Annotated in this window: 14 protein-coding genes; 12 read left to right on the plus strand and 2 right to left on the minus strand. The window is 43.5% G+C overall.

What is annotated here, in order from left to right; translation table 11 throughout:
* The first annotated feature begins 3 nt into the window (after window positions 1-3).
* The 10 genes from purF (at window position 4) to purB (ending at window position 9,646) form a co-directional block, all read left to right on the plus strand.
* Window positions 4-1,446 (plus strand): amidophosphoribosyltransferase, encoded by a 1,443-nt coding sequence (purF, locus tag UKS_RS00320; protein ID WP_156011333.1) that lies wholly within the window; start codon window positions 4-6, stop codon window positions 1,444-1,446.
* 218 nt (window positions 1,447-1,664) lie between these two features.
* The gene (gene purM / locus UKS_RS00325) at window positions 1,665-2,687 is read left to right on the plus strand and encodes a phosphoribosylformylglycinamidine cyclo-ligase (RefSeq protein WP_156011334.1); all 1,023 of its coding nucleotides are present in this window, start codon (window positions 1,665-1,667) and stop codon (window positions 2,685-2,687) included.
* Window positions 2,684-3,235: a phosphoribosylglycinamide formyltransferase gene (gene purN, locus UKS_RS00330; RefSeq protein ID WP_156011335.1), complete on the plus strand. Its 552-nt coding sequence runs from the start codon at window positions 2,684-2,686 to the stop codon at window positions 3,233-3,235. Before purM ends, purN begins: the two co-directional genes overlap by 4 nt.
* Before the next feature lie 75 nt (window positions 3,236-3,310).
* Window positions 3,311-4,858 (plus strand): bifunctional phosphoribosylaminoimidazolecarboxamide formyltransferase/IMP cyclohydrolase, encoded by a 1,548-nt coding sequence (purH, locus tag UKS_RS00335; RefSeq protein WP_156011336.1) that lies wholly within the window; start codon window positions 3,311-3,313, stop codon window positions 4,856-4,858.
* Window positions 4,859-4,978: 120 nt separating this feature from the next.
* A complete protein-coding gene (gene purD, locus UKS_RS00340) occupies window positions 4,979-6,241 on the plus strand; it encodes a phosphoribosylamine--glycine ligase (RefSeq protein ID WP_156011337.1) in 1,263 nt (420 codons plus the stop codon).
* 93 nt (window positions 6,242-6,334) lie between these two features.
* Window positions 6,335-6,451 carry a phosphoribosylaminoimidazole carboxylase gene (locus UKS_RS09770; RefSeq protein ID WP_078137223.1) on the plus strand — a complete coding sequence of 39 codons (117 nt, stop codon included), beginning with the start codon at window positions 6,335-6,337 and terminating at the stop codon, window positions 6,449-6,451.
* A 29-nt stretch (window positions 6,452-6,480) separates the two neighbouring features.
* Window positions 6,481-6,969 (plus strand): 5-(carboxyamino)imidazole ribonucleotide mutase, encoded by a 489-nt coding sequence (purE, locus tag UKS_RS00345; RefSeq protein WP_156011338.1) that lies wholly within the window; start codon window positions 6,481-6,483, stop codon window positions 6,967-6,969.
* A complete protein-coding gene (gene purK / locus UKS_RS00350) occupies window positions 6,956-8,047 on the plus strand; it encodes a 5-(carboxyamino)imidazole ribonucleotide synthase (protein WP_156011339.1) in 1,092 nt (363 codons plus the stop codon). The genes purE and purK overlap by 14 nt, the downstream gene beginning before the upstream one ends.
* 9 nt (window positions 8,048-8,056) lie before the next feature.
* Window positions 8,057-8,284 (plus strand): phosphoribosylaminoimidazole carboxylase, encoded by a 228-nt coding sequence (locus UKS_RS00355; protein WP_156011340.1) that lies wholly within the window; start codon window positions 8,057-8,059, stop codon window positions 8,282-8,284.
* 63 nt (window positions 8,285-8,347) lie between these two features.
* Window positions 8,348-9,646 carry an adenylosuccinate lyase gene (gene purB, locus UKS_RS00360; RefSeq protein WP_156011341.1) on the plus strand — a complete coding sequence of 433 codons (1,299 nt, stop codon included), beginning with the start codon at window positions 8,348-8,350 and terminating at the stop codon, window positions 9,644-9,646.
* 55 nt (window positions 9,647-9,701) lie between these two features.
* Here purB and strH read toward each other — a convergent pair whose 3' ends face one another.
* Both strH and UKS_RS00370 read right to left on the minus strand, forming a co-directional pair.
* Window positions 9,702-13,703, minus strand: a complete 4,002-nt coding sequence (gene strH / locus UKS_RS00365; RefSeq protein ID WP_156011342.1) for an LPXTG-anchored beta-N-acetylhexosaminidase StrH — start codon at window positions 13,701-13,703, stop codon at window positions 9,702-9,704.
* A gap of 315 nt (window positions 13,704-14,018) precedes the next feature.
* A complete protein-coding gene (locus UKS_RS00370) occupies window positions 14,019-14,735 on the minus strand; it encodes a GntR family transcriptional regulator (protein WP_049497057.1) in 717 nt (238 codons plus the stop codon).
* Between the two features lie 321 nt (window positions 14,736-15,056).
* Between UKS_RS00370 and UKS_RS00375 the strand changes: the two genes are divergently transcribed.
* Both UKS_RS00375 and UKS_RS00380 read left to right on the plus strand, forming a co-directional pair.
* The gene (locus UKS_RS00375) at window positions 15,057-16,844 is read left to right on the plus strand and encodes a glycoside hydrolase family 35 protein (protein WP_156011343.1); all 1,788 of its coding nucleotides are present in this window, start codon (window positions 15,057-15,059) and stop codon (window positions 16,842-16,844) included.
* A complete protein-coding gene (locus tag UKS_RS00380) occupies window positions 16,841-17,317 on the plus strand; it encodes a PTS sugar transporter subunit IIB (RefSeq protein WP_049496992.1) in 477 nt (158 codons plus the stop codon). Before UKS_RS00375 ends, UKS_RS00380 begins: the two co-directional genes overlap by 4 nt.
* The last annotated feature ends 9 nt before the right edge of the window (window positions 17,318-17,326 follow it).

Raw genomic sequence — 17,326 nt, forward strand, 5'->3', positions numbered from 1 at the left:
AAAATGACATACGAAGTAAAATCTCTTAATGAAGAATGCGGTGTTTTCGGTATCTGGGGACATCCAGATGCTGCTAAATTGACCTATTTTGGTCTCCATAGTCTTCAGCACCGTGGTCAGGAGGGGGCAGGAATCCTCTCCAATGACCAAGGAAAACTAAAGCGCCATCGTGACATGGGACTTTTATCAGAAGTTTTCAGAAATCCTGCTGATTTGGATAAATTGACAGGAACTAGTGCGATTGGTCACGTGCGTTACGCGACTGCTGGCGAAGCTTCTGTAGATAACATCCAGCCCTTCCTATTTCGATTCCATGATATGCAGTTTGGCTTGGCTCATAATGGAAATCTGACCAATGCAACCTCTCTCAAGAAAGAACTGGAACAAAGAGGAGCGATTTTCAGCGCGACTTCGGACTCGGAAATCTTGGCCCACCTCATTCGTCGTAGTCACAATCCGAACTTGATGGGAAAAATCAAGGAAGCGCTCAGCCTTGTCAAAGGTGGTTTTGCCTATATCTTGCTGTTTGAGGACAAGTTGATTGCGGCTCTTGATCCCAATGGTTTCCGTCCGCTTTCTATCGGGAAAATGGCCAACGGAGCGGTGGTGGTTTCCTCTGAAACTTGTGCTTTTGAAGTCATTGGTGCCGAGTGGATTCGTGATTTGAAGCCAGGTGAGATTGTGATCATTGATGACAAAGGTATCCAGTATGATAGCTATACAGATGATACTCAGTTAGCAATCTGTTCTATGGAGTATATCTATTTTGCCCGCCCTGATTCTAACATTCATGGTGTCAATGTCCATACGGCACGGAAACGTATGGGTGCTCAATTGGCGCGTGAATTCAAGCATGAGGCGGATATCGTGGTCGGTGTACCAAATTCTTCCCTCAGCGCAGCTATGGGATTTGCAGAAGAGTCCGGGCTACCAAATGAAATGGGCCTCATCAAGAACCAATACACCCAACGTACCTTTATCCAACCGACTCAAGAATTGCGTGAGCAGGGGGTTCGGATGAAGCTATCTGCAGTTTCTGGTGTTGTCAAAGGTAAACGTGTGGTCATGATTGATGACTCGATTGTACGAGGAACAACATCTCGTCGTATCGTTCAGCTCTTGAAAGAAGCGGGTGCGACTGAGGTTCACGTTGCTATTGGCAGTCCTGCGCTAGCTTATCCATGCTTCTACGGTATTGATATCCAGACACGTCAGGAGCTGATTGCGGCCAATCATACGGTTGAAGAAACTCGCCAAATCATTGGTGCGGACAGTCTGACCTATCTTTCTGTTGAAGGTTTGATTGATTCGATTGGGATTGAAACAGATGCGCCAAATGGCGGTCTCTGTGTCGCTTACTTTGATGGTGACTACCCAACACCTCTCTACGACTATGAAGAAGACTATCGTAGAAGTTTGGAAGAAAAGACCAGTTTTTACAAATAGACAATAGATCCTCCATTAAAGAAAAAGAAAAATAAAATGGCAAATAAAAATGCGTACGCTCCACGTCTCACTACTGACTAAAAGCTAAAGCATTTGTCAGTAGACGCTTTGCCCTATGGGACCAAAGCTAGAGACCTGACTAGTATTTTTAGATAAAATGATGGTTTATCTAAAAATACGTCGCAATCTTTCTCAAAAAAAGAAAAGGAATAAACAAAATGGCAAATAAAAATGCGTACGCTCAATCTGGTGTGGATGTTGAAGCGGGTTATGAAGTTGTTGAACGGATTAAAAAGCACGTAGCTCGTACGGAGCGTGCAGGTGTCATGGGAGCTCTGGGTGGCTTTGGTGGTATGTTTGATCTATCAAAAACAGGTGTCAAAGAGCCCGTCTTGATTTCAGGGACTGATGGTGTCGGGACCAAGCTTATGTTGGCTATCAAGTATGACAAGCATGACACGATTGGGCAGGACTGTGTGGCCATGTGTGTCAACGATATCATCGCTGCAGGTGCAGAGCCCCTCTATTTTCTTGACTACGTAGCGACAGGGAAGAATGAACCAGCTAAGCTAGAGCAAGTGGTTGCTGGTGTGGCAGAAGGTTGTGTGCAGGCAGGCGCTGCCCTCATTGGTGGGGAAACGGCTGAAATGCCGGGCATGTACGGCGCAGATGACTATGACTTGGCTGGTTTTGCGGTCGGTGTGGCTGAAAAATCTCAAATCATTGACGGTTCAAAGGTGGCAGAAGGAGATGTTCTTCTCGGACTTGCTTCAAGTGGAATTCATTCCAATGGCTACTCTCTGGTTCGTCGTATCTTTGCAGATTACACAGGTGAGGAAGTCTTACCAGAATTGGAAGGCAAGCAACTCAAGGAAGTTCTTCTTGAGCCGACTCGTATCTATGTCAAGGCTGTCTTACCACTCATCAAGGAAGGGTTGGTCAACGGCATTGCCCACATTACAGGTGGTGGCTTTATCGAAAATGTACCTCGTATGTTTGCAGCTGACTTGGCTGCTGAGATTGAGGAAGACAAGGTTCCCGTGCTTCCAATTTTCAAAGCCCTTGAAAAATACGGTCAGATCAAACATGAAGAAATGTTTGAAATCTTCAATATGGGTGTGGGGCTTATGCTGGCAGTTAGCCCTGAAAATGTAAGTCGTGTCAAGGAATTGTTGGATGAACCAGTCTATGAAATTGGTCGTATCGTCAAGAAAGAAAACGAAAGTGTCATCATCAAATGAAAAAAATAGCGGTTTTTGCCTCTGGTAATGGCTCAAATTTTCAGGTGATAGCGGAACAATTTCCAGTAGAGTTTGTCTTTTCAGACCATCGTGACGCCTATGTGCTCGAACGGGCAGACAAGCTCGGCGTTCTGTCCTATGCTTTTGAACTCAAGGAGTTTGAGAGCAAGGCAGACTACGAAGCGGCCCTTGTCGAACTCTTGGAAGAACACCAGATTGACTTGGTTTGTCTAGCAGGCTACATGAAAATCGTTGGGCCAACCTTATTGGCGGCTTATGAAGGTCGGATTGTCAACATTCATCCAGCCTACCTGCCAGAATTTCCAGGAGCTCATGGGATTGAGGATGCTTGGAATGCTGGAGTTGCTGAGAGTGGCGTGACCATTCACTGGGTGGATTCGGGTGTGGACACTGGTAAGATCATCAAACAAGTCCGTGTGCCACGTCTAGCTGACGATACCATCGAAAACTTTGAAGCTCGCATTCATGAAGCGGAGTACAAGCTGTATCCAGAAGTGTTGGATAGTTTGGGGGCTACACGAAAATAAGGAAACCCTCGAGCTGAAAGAAAATTTTCGACTGTAGCAGATGAAGAACTTTTTTAAAAAAGGAAAAGAAAGAATATGACAAAAAGAGCACTTATTTCAGTCTCAGACAAAGCGGGCATTGTTGAATTTGCCCAAGAGCTTAAAAAATTAGGTTGGGATATCATCTCGACGGGTGGAACCAAGGTTGCCCTTGACAATGCTGGGGTGGACACCATTGCGATTGATGATGTGACGGGCTTCCCAGAGATGATGGACGGTCGTGTCAAGACCCTTCACCCAAATATCCACGGGGGGCTCCTCGCTCGTCGTGACTTGGATAGCCACTTGGAAGCGGCTAAAGACAACAAGATTGAGCTCATTGACCTTGTTGTGGTCAATCTCTATCCCTTTAAAGAAACGATTCTCAAACCAGACGTAACTTACGCTGATGCAGTTGAAAACATCGATATCGGCGGGCCATCTATGCTTCGTTCAGCAGCTAAAAACCATGCCAGCGTGACGGTTGTGGTAGACCCTGCTGACTATACAGTGGTTTTGGACGAGTTGTCAGCCAATGGTGAAACGACTTACGAAACGCGTCAACGTTTGGCAGCCAAGGTTTTCCGTCACACAGCGGCTTATGACGCCTTGATTGCAGAGTATTTCACAGCTCAAGTGGGTGAAAGCAAGCCTGAAAAGTTGACCTTGACTTATGACCTCAAGCAAGCCATGCGTTACGGTGAGAACCCTCAACAAGACGCGGATTTCTACCAAAAAGCTTTGCCGACTGACTACTCGATTGCATCCGCTAAACAGCTTAACGGGAAAGAATTGTCATTCAATAATATCCGTGACGCTGATGCGGCCATTCGTATCATCCGTGATTTTAAAGACCGTCCAACCGTTGTGGCTCTCAAACACATGAACCCATGTGGAATCGGTCAGGCTGATGACATCGAGACTGCTTGGGACTACGCTTATGAGTCTGACCCAGTGTCTATCTTTGGTGGTATCGTTGTTCTTAACCGTGAGGTGGATGCTGCGACAGCTGAGAAGATGCATGGTGTATTCCTTGAAATCATCATCGCACCAAGCTATACGGATGAAGCGCTAGCCATTTTGACTAATAAAAAGAAAAACTTACGTATCCTTGCCTTACCATTTGATGCTCAAGATGCCAGTGAGGTAGAGGCAGAATACACAGGCGTGGTTGGTGGACTTCTGGTGCAAAACCAAGATGTGGTCAAGGAAAGCCCAGCCGATTGGCAAGTGGTGACCAAACGCCAACCAACTGAGACAGAAGCGACAGCTCTTGAGTTTGCTTGGAAAGCTATTAAATACGTCAAATCAAACGGAATCATTGTAACCAACGACCACATGACACTGGGTGTTGGTCCAGGTCAGACTAACCGTGTGGCTTCTGTTCGTATTGCCATTGACCAAGCTAAAGATCGTCTTGACGGTTCTGTCCTTGCTTCGGATGCCTTCTTCCCATTCGCGGATAACGTGGAAGAAATCGCCAAAGCAGGTATCAAGGCCATCATCCAGCCAGGAGGGTCCGTCCGTGACCAAGAGTCTATCGAAGCGGCGGACAAATACGGCTTGACCATGGTCTTCACAGGCGTGAGACATTTTAGACATTAAGAAGGTAAAGGGAGGAAAACAGTTTCTTTCCTTTTTTTGATTAAAAGGCAGAACGAAACGAGATTATAACGAACATTTGTGGTATAATGTTAGTAAATAATTCGTAAAAGAGGTTGTAAGATGAAGCTGTTAGTTGTCGGTTCGGGTGGTCGTGAACATGCGATTGCTAAGAAGTTGCTTGAGTCAAAAGAGGTAGAAAAGGTTTTTGTTTCCCCTGGGAATGATGGGATGACTCTGGATGGTTTGGAATTGGTAAACATCTCTATTTCCGAACATTCTGAATTGATTGAGTTTGCAAAAACCAACGATATTGCTTGGACCTTTATCGGTCCAGATGATGCCCTTGCTGCTGGTATCGTGGATGATTTTAACCAAGCTGGTCTCAAAGCCTTTGGTCCGACAAGATTGGCGGCAGAGCTAGAGTGGTCCAAGGATTTTGCCAAGGAAATCATGGTCAAATACGGCGTTCCGACAGCAGCCTATTGCACATTCTCAGATTTCGAGGAAGCCAAGGCCTATATCGAAAAGCAGGGTGCGCCTATCGTAGTCAAGGCGGATGGCTTGGCGCTTGGGAAGGGTGTCGTCGTTGCTGAGACAGTTGAGCAAGCGGTCGAAGCAGCTCACGAGATGCTTTTGGACAATAAATTTGGTGACTCAGGTGCGCGTGTGGTTATCGAGGAATTCCTCGAAGGAGAGGAATTTTCACTCTTTGCCTTTGTCAATGGGGACAAGTTCTACATCATGCCAACGGCTCAGGACCACAAACGTGCCTATGATGGTGACAAGGGACCTAACACTGGTGGGATGGGCGCCTATGCGCCAGTTCCACACTTACCACAGAGTGTAGTTGATACAGCGGTTGAGACCATTGTCAAGCCAGTCCTTGAAGGGATGATTAAAGAAGGTCGCCCTTATCTGGGTGTTCTTTACGCAGGGCTTATCTTGACAGCTGATGGCCCCAAAGTCATCGAGTTCAACGCTCGCTTCGGAGATCCAGAAACTCAGATTATCTTGCCTCGTCTGACCTCTGATTTTGCACAAAATATTACTGATATTTTGGAAGGTAAAGAACCAGCCATCACTTGGACGGACAAGGGTGTGACTCTGGGTGTGGTTGTCGCATCCAAGGGTTATCCGCTAGACTATGAAAAAGGTGTTGAATTGCCAACCAAGACAGAAGGCGACATCATCACCTACTATGCAGGGGCTAAGTTTGCGGAAAATAGCAGAGCACTGCTATCAAACGGCGGACGTGTCTATATGCTCGTCACCACATCCGATACCGTTAAAGAATCCCAAGAAACCATCTACCAAGAACTCTCCCAACAAAAAACAGAAGGCCTCTTTTACCGAACAGATATCGGAAGCAAGGCAATTCGATAAAGATATAAGAAAAAGCGACGCAGTCGCCAAATACGATAATGATTGTTTGATTTGCGAGCGTTAGCGAGCTAATATAGAACAATCACCGCTGTTGTGAAAGAACGATTGAATGACAATCCAATCGTTCAGGGAAATTGGAAGACCTTGGGCTTCCAATTTAGGCATGAGACACCTTTGGTGGCTGCTGCCGTCCCTCACAACCTAAGGTGATTGTTGAAAAAGAGGAAAAAGGAGAAGAAATGAAACCCGTAATTTCCATCATCATGGGCTCAAAATCCGACTGGGCAACCATGCAAAAAACCGCCGAAGTCCTAGACCGTTTCGGTGTAGCCTACGAAAAGAAGGTTGTCTCTGCCCACCGTACACCGGACCTTATGTTCAAGCATGCAGAAGAAGCCCGTCGCCGCGGTATCAAGGTTATCATCGCAGGTGCTGGAGGCGCAGCCCATTTGCCAGGAATGGTCGCTGCTAAAACAACTCTTCCAGTCATCGGTGTACCTGTCAAGTCTCGTGCCCTTAGTGGCGTGGATTCACTCTATTCCATCGTTCAGATGCCAGGTGGAGTACCAGTCGCAACTATGGCTATCGGTGAAGCAGGTGCGACCAACGCTGCTCTCTTTGCCCTCCGTCTCTTGTCAGTAGAGGATCAGGCTATCGCGACAGCTTTGGCAGATTTCGCGGAAGAACAAGGAAAAATCGCAGAGGAGTCGACGAATGAGCTCATCTAAAACAATCGGAATTATCGGTGGCGGCCAGCTGGGTCAAATGATGGCCATTTCTGCTATCTACATGGGCCACAAGGTTATCGCGCTGGATCCTGCGGCTGATTGCCCAGCCTCTCGCGTGGCGGAGATCATCGTGGCTCCTTATAATGACGTGGATGCTCTGCGTCAGTTGGCTGAGCGTTGCGATGTCCTCACCTATGAGTTTGAAAATGTCGATGCCGACGGATTGGATGCTGTCATCAAGGATGGACAACTCCCTCAAGGGACAGACCTGCTCCGTATTTCTCAAAATCGCATTTTTGAAAAGGACTTTCTCTCAAACAAGGCTCAAGTTACTGTGGCACCCTACAAGGTTGTGACTTCAAGCCAGGATTTGTCAGATATCGACATGTCAAAAAATTATGTCCTCAAGACTGCGACCGGTGGCTACGATGGCCATGGTCAGAAGGTTATTCGTTCAGCGGAAGATTTAGAAGAAGCCTATGCACTAGCGGACTCAGCAGACTGTGTTTTGGAGGAATTTGTCAACTTTGACCTTGAAATTTCTGTTATTGTATCAGGAAATGGCAAGGATGTGACAGTTTTCCCAGTTCAGGAAAATATCCACCGCAACAACATCTTGTCTAAGACTATCGTGCCTGCTCGCATTTCAGAAAGTCTGGCTGGAAAAGCCAAAGCTATGGCAGTACGAATCGCAGAACAACTCAACTTGTCTGGAACCCTTTGTGTGGAAATGTTTGCGAAAGCTGATGACATTATCGTCAACGAAATTGCTCCACGGCCACATAACTCTGGGCACTACTCAATCGAAGCCTGTGATTTCTCTCAGTTTGATACCCATATCTTGGGTGTTCTGGGAGCACCATTGCCAGCCATCAAACTACATGCGCCTGCTGTTATGCTCAATGTCCTCGGCCAGCATGTCGAGGCTGCTGAAAAATATGTCACAGAAAATCCAAGCGCCCACCTCCACATGTATGGTAAAATAGAAGCGAAGCACAACCGCAAGATGGGACACGTGACTTTGTTTAGTGATGCGCTGGATAGTGTGATTGAGTTTGGGAAAGGGATAGATTTTTAGGACAAGTCTATGATACAAATTATCGTTAACGCTTTTGTTGAAAAGGATAAGACTGGAGCAGTCGTGGAAGTCTTGTATGCTAGTGCTGACCAAGATAAGGTACAAGCTAAATATAAAGAACTAACTGCACAATACCCTGAAAACTATTTAGCTATCTATGATTTACCGCTGGATACGGATTTGAATACACTAGATCATTATCCGTCTGTGTTTATTGGGAAAGAGGAGTTTGAGTAGAAATCTTGTTTTACCTAGATAGCTTATTCCCAACAGCTTAAGAAGAAAGGAAAAATTAACAACATGATCAACCGTTACTCTCGCCCTGAGATGGCGAATATTTGGAGTGAAGAAAATAAATACCGTGCTTGGCTTGAGGTGGAAATCTTGGCTGATGAGGCATGGGCTGAGTTGGGGGAAATCCCTAAGGAAGATGTAGCTTTGATTCGTGAAAAAGCGGACTTTGACATCGACCGTATTTTGGAGATTGAGCAGGAGACGCGTCACGATGTGGTGGCCTTCACGCGTGCGGTTTCTGAGACGCTTGGTGAAGAGCGTAAGTGGGTCCACTATGGTTTGACTTCTACCGACGTGGTGGATACGGCCTACGGCTACCTCTACAAACAGGCCAACGACATTATTCGTCGTGACCTTGAAAACTTCACCAACATCATCGCTGACAAGGCGAAAGAGCACAAGTTCACCATCATGATGGGTCGTACCCACGGTGTGCACGCTGAACCTACAACCTTTGGTCTGAAATTGGCGACTTGGTATAGCGAAATGAAGCGCAATATCGAGCGTTTCGAGCATGCGGCTGCTGGTGTTGAAGCTGGTAAGATTTCTGGTGCGGTTGGGAACTTTGCCAACATCCCACCATTCGTAGAGCAATACGTCTGCGACAAATTGGGTATCCGTGCCCAAGAAATCTCTACACAGGTGCTTCCTCGCGACCTTCACGCTGAGTACTTTGCGGTTCTTGCCAGCATCGCGACTTCTATCGAGCGTATGGCAACAGAAATCCGTGGTCTGCAAAAGTCTGAGCAACGTGAAGTGGAAGAGTTCTTTGCCAAAGGGCAAAAAGGGTCTTCTGCAATGCCTCACAAACGCAACCCTATCGGCTCTGAAAACATGACGGGTCTTGCGCGTGTCATCCGTGGTCACATGATTACGGCCTATGAGAATGTCGCTCTCTGGCACGAACGTGATATCTCCCACTCATCAGCTGAGCGCATCATCACACCAGATACGACTATCTTGATCGACTACATGCTTAACCGTTTCGGAAATATCGTCAAGAACTTGACCGTATTCCCAGAAAATATGATCCGCAACATGAACTCGACATTTGGTTTGATTTTCAGCCAACGAGCTATGTTGACCTTGATTGAAAAAGGCATGACCCGTGAGCAAGCCTATGATTTGGTACAACCAAAAACGGCCTACTCTTGGGACAATCAAGTGGACTTCAAACCACTTCTTGAAGCCGATCCAGAGGTGACATCACGCCTCACTCAAGAAGAAATCGACGAAATCTTCAACCCAGTTTATTACACTAAACGAGTGGATGCTATCTTTGAACGTCTTGGACTGGGTGATTAATTAAAAAAATAAACAGCGAGTTGCAATCTCGCTGTTTATTTTTTATCGAAAAGACTTAGTCTTCTTTTCTTTTAGTGAGTCCGTAGGTTGCTAGTGTAGCCATGAGTCCTGCGACTACTAGTCCAGCAGAATCGTGACTTCCTGTTTCAGGAAGTTTTTTCTCTGTTGCCACAGGAGCTGGACCTTGAGGAAGAGCTTTGTTTTCCTCAGCAGGAACAGTTGTTGGAGCTGGTTGGCTTGGGATTTCTAGTTTTGGTTTTTCTTCTGTCGCAGGAGTTGGCACACTTGGGATTTCTTGTGCTGGTTTTTCTTCTTTGACAGCGGCTTGTCCGTTTTTATCACCTACATGTGTTACCAGAGTTCCGACTTCGACTACTTGTGTAACAGCTTCCTGTGCTACGACACTATTTACAAGTGTTTTCACTTCCTTGCCATCGGCAGAAATGCTCACAGAGTAGAAGTTAGTACGGCGACCGTTGACACCTTCCGTCACGATACGAGATTGTCCTTTAGGCAATTGATCGCTTTCACGGGTGATGGTTGTAAATGGAATTACTTCCTCTTGGACATCTAGTCTAGGTTTTGGATCACTAGTTGGTGCAAGACCACTTTCATCACCCTTGTGAGTTACAAGAGCACCGACTTCAACCACTTGGTTCACAGGTTCTTTGGTTACTTGACTATCTAGAACGGTTTCACTAGCCTTTCCATTTTCAGTAAGAACAGATAGGTAAGAAGTGCGTTCACCTAGAACTCCAGCTTTGACAACTTTTTCTTGACCTGCTGGGAGGTTAGGATTTTCTTTCTTAACGTTCTCAAATGGAATTTCTTCTGTTCTTGTGATAAGTTCTGGTCGATTTTCAACTGTAGCAGCAGTTTCACTCTCATCTAGGCTTCCTGAATGAGTTGCAGCTGGTTTGAGACCTTGAAGAGCGGCTTTGAGCTTACCTACTAGTGCGTCTAATTCAGCTTGTTTATTACGGTTGAGGTTGTAATTTAGAGCTGTTTTAGCTGCGTCAAGGGCCTCAAGACTTTCTTTACTATATCCTTCTAAGTTTGTAGGAATTTTAGCTAATTCCTCGCGTAGAGCATTATAATTAGCACGGAAGTAGTCTTTGTTGTGGTCTGCAAAGGCAGTCATGAGTTCAAAGATTTCCTCTTCCTTGTATTCAGCGCTTGGTCTATCTGCCCATATAGCTAACATACTACCAACTGTTGGAAGGTCTACTTCAGGATATTTGGTAGAAGCTAGTTGATTGAATGGTGTTTTTCCAGTATTCTCAATAGCTTTTTTGAGGAAACCACCACCATCTTCTGGTTTTTGACCGAGAATGTAGTACCAGTCACCGTTGGTATTCAAGAACTTATAACCTTTGCTTGCTAGATATTGAGGTGAAGCAAGGTTGTAGCCCCACCAGCCTTTAGACCAGTAAGAAATCAAGACATCCTTATCGAATTCAGCATCATCCTTGTCTTCATAGTAGAAGCCATCGTTGAAGGCCATTGGTTGTAGCCCTCTTTCCTTAGCCATAGCAGCTAGACTGTTAGAATAGTCTGCGAACTTGTTATAGAGTCCATACCATTTGAGGTAGTACCAACCTTGGGCGTTGGTCGCATCATTGGCGTATTCATCTGTACCATAGTTGAATATCTTTGATTTATCAGCAAAGTAATCCATATACTTACCGATAAGGGCTTTGGTAAATCCAACTGCTTCTTGATTTTCAAGGTCCATGGTTGTTTTTGAGACCTTATCAAAGTTGGCTTGAGGATTCGCGATGCCCAATTTTTCCATGGCAACGAGCATAGCATCCATATGTCCTGGACTATTGATAGCTGGAATCAGACCAATACCTTTTTCCTTAGCATATTGAACAAGCTCTGTCACTTCTGTCTGTGTTAGTGCAGTACCGTTTGGATCGTCGTAGTAAGCTTTAGTTCCTTCGATAATAGCTTTTTTAACATCATCACTAGCATAGGTTTTTCCGTTGGCAGTAATAGTCATATCATCGAGTAGGAAGCGAAGGGCATCATTTCCTAGAAGGAGGTGGGCATCAGAGTAGCCGAGCTCGCTCGCCTTGTCTACGATACGTTTGAGTTGATCTAGAGAGAAATATTTGCGACCTGCATCGATGGAAATGACTTTATTCTTATTCAGTTTTTCAAGTTCGCGTTTAGCATCCTCTTCTTTTTGTGCTTCAGGGGTTAAGGCCAAATTTTTAATAGCTTCTTGAAGGTTTGCGATTGCTTGTTCAATCGTGTCTTGTTGAGCACGGCTGAGATTGCTATCGAGCGAACGGATGGCTTTTTCAGCTTCTTTGACAGCAGCAAAACTTTCAGCAGTATAACGGTTAGAGTCTTTTGGAATAGTTTCTAGTGCTTTTTCTGCAGGTTCATAGTTGGCTGCGAAGTATTCAGCGTTGGCATTTGCAAAATGACGCATGAGTTTGAAAAGACGAGATGGAGAATAACGTGCAGATGGGGTATCGGCCCAAGCAGCTACCATACCACCGATGATTGGGACATCAGCTCCTTCTGTTTTGGGTACAGAAGTGATTGGTGTGTTTTTAATACCATTGAGCCCTTGATCGAGATTGTACCAACCTTGGCCATCAGCGTTTCGTCCAAGAACGTAGTACCAAGCATCATTGGTATTAAGGATTTGGTGACCTTTTTCGGCTAGTAGTTTAGAAGAAGCAACGTCGTAGCCCCCCCAACCCCCAGTCCACATAGAAACGATGATGTCTTTGTCAAAACTACCAAAGCTTGTGTCGCTATTGTAGTAGATACCGTCGTTAAAGGCCATTGGTTTGAGACCGTGAGATTTTACAATACGAGCGAGGTCATTAGCGTAAGAGATGAATTTTTCATATCCTTTTTCAGGGTAACCTTCATTTGGATAATATTTATCAGCTTGAAGCACACTCCAACCTTTAGCATCTGTCGCGTCATTGGCATATTCATCTAGTCCAATATTGAAAATTTCAGATTTGTTAGAGAAGTAGTTAGCGTATTTGTCAATCAGAGTTTTTGTGAAATCGACTGCTTGTTTATTATTTAAGTCAACAGTTCGTTCCGACTTTTTACCAAAATAATCAAAGTTAGGATTTTCAATACCAAGTTCTTTCATAGCATGGAGAATAGCATCCATATGTCCAGGACTATTGACAGTTGGAATTACTCCAATTCCTTTATCTTTAGCATAATTAATCAAATCTGTCATCTGATTTTCAGTGAGATGGTTACCATTTGGATCATCGTAATAAGCATTTGTTCCATTTTCAATGGCCCGTTTGACATCATCACTAGAGTAGGTTTTATCGCCCACTTTCATAGACATATCATCCAACATGAAACGGAGGCCATCGTTACCTACCAAGAGATGAAGATCTGTGTAACCATATTCTTTCGCTTTATCGATAATTTCTTTGAGCTGCTCAGGTGAGAAATATTTACGTCCGGCATCAATTGAAACGATTTTTCGTTTAGCTAATTTTTCATTTTCAGTTGCAGCACGTTCCTTTCCTGCCTCTGTTGCTGGTTTATCAGCTTCTGCTTTCGTTTCATCTTTTTTAGCTGGTTTATCCTTGTCAGCTTCTAGTTTGTCAGTTTTTTCTGTATCCGACTCTTTAGAATCAGCCTCTTTTGCTTCTTCTTTTTTAGGGCTAGCTTCTTCTGCCTTTTTATCGGCAGCTTCTTTTTCAACAGAAGTTGGAGTTACCACTTCTTCTTTCTCACTAGGAGTTGAACTAACTTCCTCTTGTGGTTTTTCCTCTATTTTTGGAAGACTAGCTACCTCATCAGTAGCTGGAGTTACTGTTTCTACAGTTTTTGGAGCTTCTGGTTGAAGCTCTGCTTTAGGTGTTTCCTCAGTTCGATTTTCGGATGGTTGAGGGGAATCGGAAACCGTATGGATGGTCGGTTGGTTTTCCGTAGTAGTAAGAGTAACTCCATCAGCTGCAACTGTCTGTGCTTGGAAGGCAAATCCAATTAGGACAGAAGCTGCTCCTACAGCGTATTTACGAATGGAAAAACGCTGTTGTTTTTCACGTTTCATTGCAAAACCTCCTGATTGTATTTTATATTGATAGCGTTTACATAAATCAACACCCTTATTTTATTTCTTATATTAATAAGAGTCAAGAGGAGATGATAAAAAACTATAATAAGTATAAAAAAATATAAAATTAAAGCTTAAGCTTTCAGATTAGTTAGAAAATAAACATATATATATTTAGTATAATTTTTTTAGTCCTATTTCTATAAAATACTCTACAAACTATAGAATCTACTACAAAAGGTAAGCGCTACCTTTTTGGTATGGTATAATAAGCATAGAAAAAGCCCAAGCGATTAGGCTTAGGCTTTCTTCTTAGTGATCACGGTCACATGAAATGAATTTGATTTTGTAGTAATCTGCTCGTTTATATGTTTCGCTGTATGCGAGAACTTGACCAGTAGACTCTAGTTTAGTAGTCTTGGTTTGTAAAACGGTTGGGAATTGTTCATCGACTCCGAGGACTGAAGCCGCATGTTCTGGGGTTGGAAATGCTATTTCATTGATTTCTTCAAAATGTTCATCATTCATGTGAATGTGGTAATCCAATTTGAAACGGTTATAGATAGAGCTATAATATTCAAGATTTGGATAATTTGCGTTGATGTATTGTTCTGGAATGTAAGATGTATGGTAGATGTACACAACACCATCAGTTTCGCGTACGCGTTCAATCTTGTAGTAGAACTGATCTCCGCGTAACCCAAGTTTTTCTAAGTAGCTTAGTTTGTTTCCACGCTCGATAGAAAGGACGGTCACTTTATCATCTTTAGTTTCAAAAACTTCTACATCTGAAAACTCTACGAGTTTGTGTTTGCGTGCGCGTGAAACGAATGTACCCTTTCCTTGTTGGCGGACAATATAGCCATCCTTGGCAAGGTCGTTTAAGGCGCGGACAACTGTGATAGAACTTACATCATACATTGCAATCAATTCAGCTTCAGTGTAGAATTTATCTCCACTGGCAAATTGACCAGAAATGATTTTGTTCTTTAACTCATCTTTAATATATTGATACTTTGGAATTGCCATAATTTCACCTCGAATCTCTTTCTCCATCCTCGATTCTACCACAAATGTAAAGAAAATAGTAGCATTTAGGCAGAAAAATTACAATAATAGGTTAAAAATATTATAATATGTGTAAAAAATCCATTTTATAATTGGATAACTCTCTGTATTTTTAAAATAGCCACTTTCATGCGAACTTTTGATAATTTCGGTAAAAGCTAAGTAAAAAAATGGAAAAATTTTAAAGAATCTTCCAAAACCTATTGACAAATGCAAAAAATTTGATTATATTTAATATTATAATAAATGAAAGCGCAAACTCAGTTAGTCAGAGGTAAAAAAATGACAAGGTTTAAAATTGAGGACGATTTCTATTTAGATGGAAAACCGTTCAAGATTTTGTCCGGAGCCATTCATTATTTTAGAATTCCAGCAGAGGATTGGTACCATTCGCTCTACAACTTAAAGGCGCTTGGCTTTAATACAGTCGAGACTTACGTTGCATGGAATTTACACGAGCCTGTTGAAGGGGAGTTTAATTTTGAAGGTAATCTGGATTTAGAGAAATTTCTCCAAATAGCGCAGGACTTGGGTCTCTACGCAATTGTGCGTCCGTCTCCTTTTATCTGTGCGGAATGGGAATTTGGTGGTTTACCAGCTTGGCTCTTGACCAAGAACATGCGAATTCGCTCATCTGATCGAGCATATATCGAGGTAGTTGGTCGTTACTATGATCAATTATTACCAAGACTGGTGCCTCGTCTGTTGGACAATGGCGGAAATATTCTCATGATGCAAGTCGAGAACGAATACGGTTCTTACGGAGAGGATAAATCTTACCTAAAAGCGATTCGAAAATTGATGGAAGATCGTGGAATTGATTGTCCACTCTTTACTTCAGATGGCCCATGGCGAGCTACTTTGAAAGCCGGAACCTTAATCGAAGATGACCTGTTTGTAACAGGAAACTTTGGTTCTAAGGCGCCTTACAACTTTTCACAGATGCAGGAATTCTTTGATGAGCATGGTAAGAAATGGCCACTCATGTGTATGGAGTTTTGGGATGGCTGGTTTAACCGTTGGAAAGAACCAATCATCAAGCGTGAACCTGAGGAATTGGCAGAAGCTGTTCGAGAGGTTTTGGAGCAAGGCTCTATCAATCTTTACATGTTCCATGGTGGTACAAACTTTGGTTTTATGAATGGTTGTTCAGCTCGAGGGACCTTGGACCTGCCACAAGTTACATCTTATGATTACGATGCTCTTCTGGATGAAGAAGGAAATCCAACTGCCAAATATTTGGCAGTCAAGAAGATGATGGCAACATATTTTCCAGAGTATCCGCAGTTGGAACCACTCTACAAAGAGAGTATGGAGTTGGATGCTATTCCACTAGTTGAAAAAGTTTCCTTGTTTGAAATCTTGGATAGCTTGTCAAGTCCAGTAGAAAGCCTCTATCCTAAAAAGATGGAGGAGTTGGGACAAAGCTATGGCTATCTACTCTATCGAACAGAAACAAACTGGGATGCAGAAGAAGAAAGACTTCGTATCATTGATGGTCGAGATAGGGCTCAGCTTTATGTCGATGGTCAGTGGGTCGAAACCCAATATCAGACAGAGATTGGGGAAGATATTTTTTATCAAGGTAAAAAGAAAGCGCTATCTAGATTGGATATCTTGGTAGAAAATATGGGGCGTGTCAACTATGGACACAAGTTCTTAGCAGATACGCAACGTAAGGGAATTCGGACAGGGGTTTGTAAGGATTTGCACTTCTTACTAAACTGGAAACACTATCCACTCCCACTAGATAATCCTGAGAAAATTGATTTTTCAAAAGGATGGACAGAAGGACAACCAGCCTTTTACGCCTATGACTTTACAGTCCAAGAGCCAAAAGATACTTACCTAGACTTGTCTGAGTTTGGTAAGGGAGTTGCTTTTGTCAATGGGCAGAACCTAGGACGTTTTTGGAACGTCGGCCCAACCCTCTCGCTTTATATTCCTCATAGTTATCTCAAAGAAGGCGATAATCGCATCATTATCTTTGAAACAGAAGGTGAATATAAAGAAGAGATTCATTTAACTCGTAAACCTATACTAAAACATATAAAGGGGGAAAACTTATGACAATTGTAGGATGCCGTATCGATGGACGTTTGATCCACGGACAAGTAGCCAATCTATGGGCTGGAAAACTAAATGTTTCACGTATTATGGTTGTAGATGACGAAGTTGTCAACAACGACGTTGAAAAGAGTGGTTTGAAACTAGCGACACCACCAGGTGTGAAATTGAGTATTTTGCCAATTGAGAAAGCGGCAGCCAATATTCTTGCTGGTAAATACGATAGCCAACGTCTCTTTATCGTTGCTCGTAAACCAGACCGCTTCCTTGGTTTGGTCGAAGCAGGTGTACCACTTGAAACCCTCAATGTTGGGAATATGTCTCAAACACCAGAAACTCGTGCCATCACACGTTCTATCAACGTAGTGGACAAGGATGTGGAAGACTTCCGCAAATTGGCAGAAAAAGGTGTTAAACTTACTGCTCAAATGGTTCCAAATGATCCAATTTCAGACTTTTTGAGCTTATTAAAATAGGAAAAAATT

It is taken from the genome of Streptococcus sp. 116-D4 (assembly GCF_009731465.1).
GTDB classification, from domain to species: Bacteria; Bacillota; Bacilli; order Lactobacillales; family Streptococcaceae; genus Streptococcus; species Streptococcus pseudopneumoniae_E.